The organism is Undibacterium sp. GrIS 1.8 (assembly GCF_040544445.1).
GTDB lineage: Bacteria > Pseudomonadota > Gammaproteobacteria > Burkholderiales > Burkholderiaceae_D > Undibacterium.
Genome location: NZ_JBEONQ010000003.1, coordinates 172,281 through 180,088 on the forward strand (window position 1 = coordinate 172,281; position 7,808 = coordinate 180,088).

Here is a 7,808-nt window from a genome sequence, read left to right on the forward strand (position 1 = left end):
ACTCATGTCTAGCGTTAATTCTCAAAATACAAATAAAGCCATAGCTGATCAAGGTGATGCCTCCGCAGATAAACTGCGTAGCGCAAAATCACTCAGCATGATGGATAGCACACTGATGTGGCCAGCAGTTGTCGATGCCTTTAAAAAGCTGAATCCAGCGACGCAATTGCGCAGCCCGGTGATGTTTGTGGTGTATGTCGGCAGTATCTTAACTACGCTGTTGTGGCTGCAAGCCTTGTTTGGTAAAGGTGAAGCCAGTGCTGGTTTTATCCTGGCGATATCAGTCTGGCTGTGGTTCACCGTCTTGTTCGCTAACTTTGCCGAAGCATTGGCGGAAGGTCGCAGCAAAGCGCAAGCCGCGTCGTTACGCGCTTTAAAGCAAACAGTGATTGCCAAGAAACTGGCAGTACCAAAACACGGCACAAGCTGGTTGCCAGCCAATGCCAGCGACTTGCGTAAAGGCGATGTCTTGTTGGTAGAAACTGGTGATGTCATTCCTATCGACGGTGAAGTGATCGAAGGCGTAGCAACCGTGGACGAAAGTGCGATCACAGGTGAATCCGCACCGGTGATCCGTGAATCTGGTGGCGATTTCTCTGCTGTCACCGGTGGTACTCGCGTGTTGTCAGACTGGTTGGTGATGCGTGTTACGTCGAATCCTGGTGAAGCATTTATTGATCGTATGATCGCCATGGTAGAAGGCGCAAAACGCCAAAAAACACCAAACGAAATCGCATTGACGATTTTGTTGGTAGCACTGACGATTATTTTCTTGCTCGTTACCGTCACTCTGTTGCCATACTCTTTATATAGCGTAGAAGCGGCGAAATTGGCAGGTATTGCATCTAGCCCTATCTCTATTACGGTCTTGATCGCCTTGCTGGTATGTCTGATCCCAACCACGATAGGTGGCTTGTTATCCGCCATCGGTGTTGCTGGTATGAGCCGCATGATGCAAGCCAACGTTATCGCGACATCAGGTCGTGCGGTTGAAGCCGCTGGTGACGTTGACGTCTTGATGTTGGATAAGACAGGTACGATCACTTTAGGTAATCGTCAAGCATCTGAGTTTTTCCCTGCGCCAGGTGTAATCCTTGCTCAATTGGGTGATGCAGCACAACTCGCATCATTAGCTGACGAAACACCAGAAGGTCGCAGTATCGTAGTGTTAGCAAAGCAAAAATGTAATTTGCGTGAACGTGAAATGGCGAGCCTGAATGCGCAATTTATCGAATTCACTGCGCAAACTCGTATGAGCGGTGTCGATATCGGTACTCGTGTCATCCGTAAAGGTGCGGCTGATTCAGTGAAGAAGTTTGTTGAGAGCTTAGGCCGTCCTTTCCCAGCCGAAGTCAGCAAAACAGTGGACGATATTTCTCGTCGTGGTAGTACACCACTGGTGGTAGTGGACGATGGCAAAGTCATGGGTGCGATTGAGTTAAAAGATATCGTCAAAGGTGGCATCAAGGAGCGTTTTGCCGAGCTGCGCCGCATGGGTATCAAAACCATCATGATCACAGGTGACAATAAGCTGACTGCAGCTGCGATTGCCGCAGAAGCCGGTGTAGATGACTTTTTGGCAGAAGCAACGCCAGAAGATAAGCTGAAATTGATCCGCAGCTATCAGTCCGAAGGCCGTCTGGTTGCGATGACTGGTGACGGTACCAATGATGCGCCAGCATTGGCACAAGCAGACGTCGCCGTTGCGATGAACTCAGGTACCCAAGCAGCGAAAGAAGCGGGCAACATGGTGGATTTGGATTCTAATCCAACCAAGTTGTTAGAGATCGTAGAAATTGGTAAACAAATGCTGATGACACGCGGTTCTTTAACTACCTTCTCGATTGCGAACGACGTAGCGAAATATTTTGCGATTATCCCTGCCGCTTTCGTCGCCACCTACCCGCAGTTGAAAGCGTTGGACGTGATGCATTTGTCCAGCCCAGCCTCGGCGATTATGTCTGCGGTGATTTTTAATGCGCTGATCATTGTGTTCCTGATCCCGCTGGCACTCAAAGGTGTGAAGTATCGTGCAATCGGTGCAGCGCGTTTGTTACGTCGTAATCTGTTGATCTACGGTCTGGGCGGTATCGTGTTGCCGTTCGCAGGCATCAAGTTGATCGACATGATTCTTGCTCTGTTTAATTTAGTGTAATGAAGGATTGAAAATGAATTCTCTATTTTCCCAATTTCGTCCTGCCGTAGTGTTGTTTGTTGGCTTCAGTCTGATCGTTGGTGTCGCGTATCCCTACGCAATCACCGGCATCGGCAAAGTGGCGTTTAACAAGCAAGCCGAAGGCAGTCTGGTTGAGCGTGACGGTAAGATGATCGGTTCTAGCCTGATCGGTCAGGCATTCAGCTCAAACAAATATTTCTGGAGCCGTCCTTCTGCGACATCGCCGATGCCGAACAATCCAACGGCGTCGAGCGGTTCTAATCTGGGCCCATTTAATCCAGCACAGATGGATGCGGTTAAAGGACGCATTGCGACCTTGCAAGCAGCTGATCCAGAGAATAAACAAAAGATTCCAGTCGATTTAGTGACCGCATCAGCTAGTGGTCTTGATCCAGAAATCAGTATCGCCGCGGCACAGTATCAAGCGACTAGAATTGCTCGTGAGCGTAAAATGACCAATGAGCAAGTCATGGAATTGATCGAGAAATTCTCACAACGCCCGGTGATGGGTGTGTTTGGAGAGCCACGGGTCAACGTATTAGCCTTGAACCTGGCACTGGATCAGAAGTAATCTGTCATTGTAGATTTACGTAAAATCACCCCGGCTGCGTAGCAGCGACTAGTCTTACCGGAGATCGCTGTCGTCGCTACGTCTGGCCGGGACAATTTTGCGCAAGTCCTGTAGTTGAGTATTGATATGCGGGATGCACCATGTGTGTCCCGTCTATTTGAATAAGAGTATTTCTAAAAGTGCTTAATGACGTGATGCTTGCTTAGTTTTTTCTCGATCAGTTGATTAATGAGTTGATTAGTTAATTAGTTACTAGCCGTAAGTGGTATCAAGCATTTTTAGAAGTAATTTGATTATTCTGTCATTAAATATACTGCTACCTGTATTTTTAATCGTCCAGGTAATGTCTGGACAATAAGGGTGATTTTGGCATATACCCCCCTAATTTTTAGTTTAAGTTATTAATCTGACCGTTTGCAAAAGTAGACTCCATAAGCTGAATCCCGAAGCACAAACCAGAAGCTCAAGAACAACCTAGATGGCTAATATTCACGATCAACGTCCCGACCCCGACATCTTGCTCGCACATGTGCAGGCACAAGAGCGTCGTGCTACCCGTGGCAAGTTGCGTATTTATTTCGGCGCATCAGCGGGTGTTGGCAAGACCTATGCAATGTTGAGTGCCGCGCACAAATTGCAGAGTGAAGGTCAGCCAGTATTAATCGGTGTGGTAGAAACCCATGGCCGCCGTGAGACGCTGGCTCTGCTCGATGGTTTAGAAATCCTGCCACCGAAAGCCATTAATTACCGCGACAAGACGCTGACCGAATTTGATCTCGATGCGGCGCTGGAACGCAAACCACCGTTGATTCTGATGGACGAACTGGCGCATTCCAATGCACCGGGTTCGCGTCATCCTAAGAGATGGCAAGACGTAGAAGAATTACTCGATGCAGGGATTGATGTCTATACCACCGTCAATGTTCAACATTTAGATAGTTTGAATGACGTCGTTGGCGGCATCACCGGTATCCGCGTGGCAGAGACGGTACCCGATACCGTATTTGATGAGGCCGATGAAGTCGTGCTGGTTGATGTCCCCGCTGACGAATTGCTGGCACGTTTGCAAAGTGGCCGTGTCTACAAACCGCAGCAGGCAGAGCGCGCCGCAAAAAATTTCTTCCGTAAAGGCAATCTGATTGCACTGCGCGAGCTGGCCTTACGCCGCACCGCTGATCGGGTAGAAGAAGACGTGCAGGCGTACCGGATAGAAAAATCCATCGGCAAAGTCTGGAAAACAGATGCTGCCTTACTCGCCTGTGTAGGTCCGGGTTTTGGTGCTGACCACTTAATACGCAGTGCCGCCAGATTAGCCAGCCAGCTCAGTGCCGAATGGCATGCGGTCTATGTAGAGACGCCGCAATTACAACGCCTATCTGCGGCGCAACGCGAACGGATTTTAAAAAGTTTAAAGCTAGCGCAAGACCTTGGTGCCAAGACGGCGGTACTGACAGGCCAAGATGTGGCAACGGCGGTAGTCGATTATGCGCATAGTTTGAATTTTTCTAAAATTGTGGTGGGGCGTCGCGGCACCTCTTGGTCGCAAACCTCGATTCATAAACGCATTGCTAGTTTAGCTCCTGATCTGGATTTGATCGAAATTGGTCGTGCCGCATCGCATGATGAAAACGCCGAACGCGCCGAAAAAGAAGAACGCGTCGAGCAGTTCAACGCCGCCGGTAGCGATTGGGACAGGGCAGAAGATCCAGTCAGATCAGCTCGCGGATTTCGTAAGCAGTTACGGTATTTATATGCGCTGCTAGCGATCACCGGTACGTCAGTTTTATGTACGCCATTATTAGACCATTTGCATCTGGTCAATATCGCCATGCTGTTTATGCTGGCGGTGGTCTTGGTCGCATTGCGCTTGGGACGTGGTCCTTCTGTACTAGCGACAGTGATCGGGGTAGCGACCTTTGATTTCTTTTTTGTTCCGCCGCGATTTACGTTTGCCGTTAGCGATTTACAGTACTTAATTACCTTTTGTGTGATGCTGGCAGTAGGACTAATAACGGGACATCTGACTGCGGGATTGCGTTATCAAGCCAGAGTCTCAGCCCATCGCGAGTCGCGTGCCAGGGCACTGTATGAGTTCGCACGCGACCTGTCCGGTGTTCTGCAATCTGAGCAAATTTCTGAAAGCACTCAGGCGATTATTCAACGTGCTTTCCGTGCGACAGCGACTTTATTATTGCCGGATGATGCAGGCAAATTACAAGCGCCGCAAACGCCGGTAGAAGGTCTTGATTTAGGTATTGCGCAATGGGCATTTGATAAAGTTGAGGCAGCAGGCATGGGCACAGATACTTTGCCCGCCAGTAGCTTTTTCTATTTGCCCCTGGTTGCGCCTATGCGTACCAGAGGCTTGCTGGTCATACAGCCTGACAACCGGCGCTGGATTTTGATTCCAGAGCAACGTCAACAGTTAGATACCTTTGCTGCATTGGCCGCGATTGCGCTGGAGCGAGTGCATTACATCGAGGTCGCACAGGATGCACTGATCCATATGGAGTCAGAGCGTCTGCGCAATTCTCTATTGGCGGCCTTATCACATGATTTGCGCACACCGTTAACTTCGTTGGTCGGCATTTCAGAATCACTGACGATGTCGAAGCCCACTCTGTCTGATGCCCAACAACAAATGGCGCAAGTGTTGCATGACGAAGCAATACGGATGAGCGCACTGGTATCCAATTTGCTGGATATGGCAAGAATCCAAAGTGGCGAAGTGAAATTGAATTTGCAATGGCAACCGCTGGAAGAGGTGGTTGGTAGTTCTCTGCGTGCCAGCACTGCGGCATTGGCGCAATATCAGGTACAAACAAAGTTACCGCGTGATTTGCCTTTGTTACATTTTGATGCCGTACTGATTGAGCGGGTTTTGTGTAATTTATTAGAGAACGCCGCCAAATATTCTCCACCACAATCACTCATTGTGATCCGCGCCGAAGTAGATGCCCATAACAGCGTGGTCAGAGTGATGGTGGATGATAACGGCCCTGGTTTACCAATAGGGCGCGAAGAAGCGATTTTTGAAAAGTTTACTCGTGGCGAACGTGAGTCCGCCACCCCCGGAGTTGGTCTTGGCCTCGCAATTTGCCGCGCCATTATTGAAGCGCATAACGGGCGCATCGCGGCAGCGCATTCGCAAGAAGGTGGGGCATGTATCTGCTTCACTCTCCCGCTAGGAACGCCGCCCATGTTGCCCGAGCCAGAATTGCTGGTCTAGCTAGTTTAAATACTGGCTGTATAGGATGAGCTAAAACTGATTAAAACGACGTGAACAATTTGCGTTAAAAATACAAGTTAGAAAAATTATGATGACAGAAACCACTCCCACTGCCTTATTGGTCGAGGATGAGCCTCAAATACGTCGCTTTGTACGCAGCGCCTTGGAAGAAGAGGGCTGGCAAGTAGAAGAGGCTGGCAGCTTACAACGCGGCTTAATTGATGCTGGAACCCGTCAGCCCGATTTAATTATATTAGATCTTGGCTTGCCAGACGGCGATGGTGTCGATTTTTTAAAAGACTTGCGCAAATGGTCCACTGTACCTGTGATCGTCTTATCCGCGCGCGTGAACGAGGCCGATAAAATCAAGGCGCTGGATGCTGGTGCAGATGATTTTTTAAGTAAGCCATTTGGTGTCGGTGAGTTGCTGGCGCGTGTGCGCGCCACTTTGCGCAGACAGCGCCAGCCTGGTGCTAATACAGATGGGGTTGTGCAATTTGGTGACATCCGGGTGGATCAGCAAGCGCGTATGGTCACCAAAGACGGCACGATGGTACATCTGACACCGACGGAATACCGTCTGCTCAGCGCGTTGGTGACGAATGCCGGACGGGTGGTAACTAATCCGCAATTGCTGCGTGAAGTATGGGGGCCGTCGCACTCAGAACATGGGCATTATCTGCGTATTTACATGGGACATTTACGGCAAAAACTGGAAGATGACCCTACCCAGCCACGCTTCTTCTTGACGGAGACCGCAATCGGCTATCGGTTACTGATACCGAGCTAAAAGCACTCTGAATTTTTTTGCCGTCTTGCCTATATTCGTCAGTATATTAATTTGGTTAGCGACGCGCGCGGTTTTATTGCTGCTGAACAAGGCCTGTCCTAAATACTGCTTGCTTCAAAAATGCACGCTTCTCTTTTTTGTGCCCGTTCTATTTTTTGATTTTAGAGAGCCTAGGTATAAGTATTACTAATTGATCCATTGATTTTTGAATAAATTAGCACTGATGACCGGGTGTAAAAAGCTGAGCAAACATTTTTTCAGAAAGTCTGCTATGCCAGCACATCAGGTAGTTACTTATCTTATTTTTGAGACGGTAAGAACTTTACTTGGCCGTTAGGATCTTGACGATATGCGCGAATTTCCCTTTGTCGCAATTCTCGGGGACTACGTCGACTTCATCATCCAATTTTAAACTCATATACTCTGGCACCTCAGCGATGGTACTCAATCCACGACGTGCGTGCTTGTAATGAATTTTGGCAAAATGCTTATTTTCGCGCTCAGAGTCCGAGAGTTTTTCCAGGCACTCAGGTAAATCTTTACGGTCTGATTTGGCATCGTAGAGATGTGTTACCCAGCCATGCTTAAAATTGTCTTTCGTCGCTTGCTCCATATCAGTTTCTTGACTAAATGCATTTGGCGCACAGATTACAAGCACAGTACAGATACTAAGCGCGCTAATCATCAATCTTGGCATTGTGATTTCTTTCTTGGACATCGTATTCTCCTAAGTCGATAAATTGACCTTTAAGTCACTCATTTCGTCAGAGTTTCGCTAATAAAATCCATATACTCCCTATAAGTGGATCAAAAAAATCTAAATTGACTAGGGAATATATGGACGATTGAAATATACGTATAGGGAGTATTTTATTTATTTAAATTTGGTTTGTATTTCTCAAACTCACTATTTACTCTTCTTCCTTTACTTTATCCTTAAATAAGCTGTAGCTCAACGGCAGTAACAGCAGGGTAAAAAAAGTTGCTGAGACAATGCCGCCAACAATCACTACTGCAAACGGACGTTGGGTTTCTGAGCCGA

General features: G+C 48.2%; 6 protein-coding genes. 4 read left to right on the forward strand and 2 right to left on the reverse strand.

Annotation, left to right across the window (positions count from 1 at the left end; genetic code table 11):
• The first annotated feature begins 4 nt into the window (after positions 1-4).
• The 4 genes from kdpB (at position 5) to kdpE (ending at position 6,766) form a co-directional block, all read left to right on the forward strand.
• Positions 5-2,155 (forward strand): potassium-transporting ATPase subunit KdpB, encoded by a 2,151-nt coding sequence (gene kdpB, locus AAKU64_RS02655; RefSeq protein WP_354332994.1) that lies wholly within the window; start codon positions 5-7, stop codon positions 2,153-2,155.
• Between the two features lie 13 nt (positions 2,156-2,168).
• Positions 2,169-2,747 (forward strand): potassium-transporting ATPase subunit KdpC, encoded by a 579-nt coding sequence (gene kdpC, locus AAKU64_RS02660; protein WP_354332996.1) that lies wholly within the window; start codon positions 2,169-2,171, stop codon positions 2,745-2,747.
• Between the two features lie 478 nt (positions 2,748-3,225).
• On the forward strand, positions 3,226-5,976 hold the full coding sequence (gene kdpD / locus AAKU64_RS02665; RefSeq protein ID WP_354332998.1) for a two-component system sensor histidine kinase KdpD: 2,751 nt from the start codon (positions 3,226-3,228) through the stop codon (positions 5,974-5,976).
• Positions 5,977-6,067: 91 nt separating this feature from the next.
• Positions 6,068-6,766, forward strand: a complete 699-nt coding sequence (gene kdpE, locus AAKU64_RS02670; protein WP_322121561.1) for a two-component system response regulator KdpE — start codon at positions 6,068-6,070, stop codon at positions 6,764-6,766.
• 322 nt (positions 6,767-7,088) lie between these two features.
• Here the strand turns inward: kdpE and AAKU64_RS02675 are convergent, their stop codons facing one another.
• Both AAKU64_RS02675 and AAKU64_RS02680 read right to left on the reverse strand, forming a co-directional pair.
• Positions 7,089-7,484 (reverse strand): hypothetical protein, encoded by a 396-nt coding sequence (locus AAKU64_RS02675; protein WP_322118519.1) that lies wholly within the window; start codon positions 7,482-7,484, stop codon positions 7,089-7,091.
• A gap of 193 nt (positions 7,485-7,677) precedes the next feature.
• The coding region (locus tag AAKU64_RS02680) for an efflux RND transporter permease subunit (RefSeq protein ID WP_354361328.1) at positions 7,678-7,808 on the reverse strand (131 nt) is incomplete at its 5' end.